A 1,485-nucleotide genomic window follows, 5' to 3' on the forward strand; every position below is an offset into this window, starting at 1 on the left:
ACGGACCAGGTGGGCCTGGTCGCTGTAGCCGAGGTCGGCGGCGAGATCGGCCCAGCTCAACGGGCCACCGGTGGCCTGTTCGACCGCCTCCTGGAGCCGGTAGCGGCGGATCACCCACTTCGGCCCGACCCCCACGTACTCGATGAACAGCCGCTGCAACCGGCGGACCGGAACGTCGTGCCGCGCGGCGAAGTCGTCGACGCGCAGCACAGTGCGGTCGGTACGGATCGCCTCGGCCAGTAGGACGGCCTCCTCGGCCAGCGGGTCCGGCTCGGGCTGCCAGGCGGTGAGGAGGGTGTCCAGCGCCCGGCAGCGCTCGTCGTCGCTGGCCGCCGAGGTGGGGGATGCGCCCGCGCCCACCGGGACGTCCGGGTGGGCCAACCGGCCGAAGGGCAGCGGCTCCCTACGGCCGGTCAGTTCGCTGACCGACCGCCGCCAAAACGGGTGGAAGCCGCCGGGGCGGAACTGCACCCCGGACACCCGGCCGGTGCCGTTGAGCGTGATCCGGAACAGGTCGCGGCCCACCCCGGCCACCTCGCCGGACTCGGGCCCGTCGTCGTCCCGTCGGAACACCACGTTCACCGCCGGGTGCGGCACGACCCGTTGCTCGAACGGCGCGCTCAACGCCCAGTCGATCAACCAGTAGTGCTCGACCCACTGGCGCAGCGACTCCGCCGGCAGGTGTCGGCGGAAGCGCATCTCGCGCAGCAGGCGTCCGGGGTCGAGAATTCCCCGGCTGTCGCCACGCGGTCGCTGTCGCATTTGTTCAAGACCACCCTCATACGCTGGCCCTATGTCCACTCAGACTAGCGAGCTGCTGGCGGCCGCCGCGCCGCGAACCGTCGACGTCGTACGGGGTGTCTCCGACGATCAACTGGACCTGCCCACCCCGTGCAGCGACTATCTGGTCCGTGATCTGCTCAACCACCTCTTCCAGGTGGTGGTCAACTTTCAGGACCTGGCCGAGAAGCGACAGGTGGAGTGGGCCGAGAAGCCCGATCACCTGGGTGACGGCTGGCGGGACCGCTTCGAGGCGGAGACCGGCCGGTTGGTGGCCGCCTGGTCGGATCCGTCCACCCTGGAGGGCGTGTCGCCGGGCATGGGCATGCCGCAACCCGTCATCGGCGGCATGGCCCTGCTGGACCTGACAGTGCACGGTTGGGATCTCGCGGTCGCCACCGGCCAGCCGTACCAGCCAGCCCCGGAGGCGGTGGCCGAGCTGCACGCGCTGGTGGAGCAGTTGGGCCCCACCGCCCGCAAGATGGGCGTCTTCGCCGACCCACCCCCCACCCCAACCCCCGACCCAACCCCCGACCTGGCACCCAACCTGGCCCACCTCCTGACCCAGACCGGCCGCACCCCCACCTGGCCCCAAACCCCCTAACCCCCTAACCCCCCCCCCCCCGGGGGTTACCCCGAGTGTAGTTTTTAAATTAATTTTTTGCCGCCATATCGGGGGGTGGGGGGCGAAAAATTAATTTTAAA

The 1,485-nt window shown here is 69.9% G+C and carries 2 protein-coding genes; one reads left to right on the forward strand and one right to left on the reverse strand.

Annotation, left to right across the window (positions count from 1 at the left end; translation table 11 throughout):
• The coding region (locus tag AB0B48_RS33110) for an AraC family transcriptional regulator (protein WP_357208597.1) at window positions 1-762 on the reverse strand (762 nt) is incomplete at its 3' end.
• A 31-nt stretch (window positions 763-793) separates the two neighbouring features.
• Here AB0B48_RS33110 and AB0B48_RS33115 point away from each other — a divergent pair.
• Window positions 794-1,384: a TIGR03086 family metal-binding protein gene (locus tag AB0B48_RS33115; RefSeq protein ID WP_357208600.1), complete on the forward strand. Its 591-nt coding sequence runs from the start codon at window positions 794-796 to the stop codon at window positions 1,382-1,384.
• Window positions 1,385-1,485: the final 101 nt, after the last annotated feature.

This window comes from Micromonospora sp. NPDC049089 (genome assembly GCF_040648775.1).
Classification (GTDB): Bacteria; Actinomycetota; Actinomycetes; order Mycobacteriales; family Micromonosporaceae; genus Micromonospora.

Bases quoted from the DNA above. Each gene is read 5' to 3' on its own strand.
- AB0B48_RS33115 (WP_357208600.1), top strand. From the start codon at position 794: ATGTCCACTCAGACTAGCGAGCTGCTGGCGGCCGCCGCGCCGCGAACC.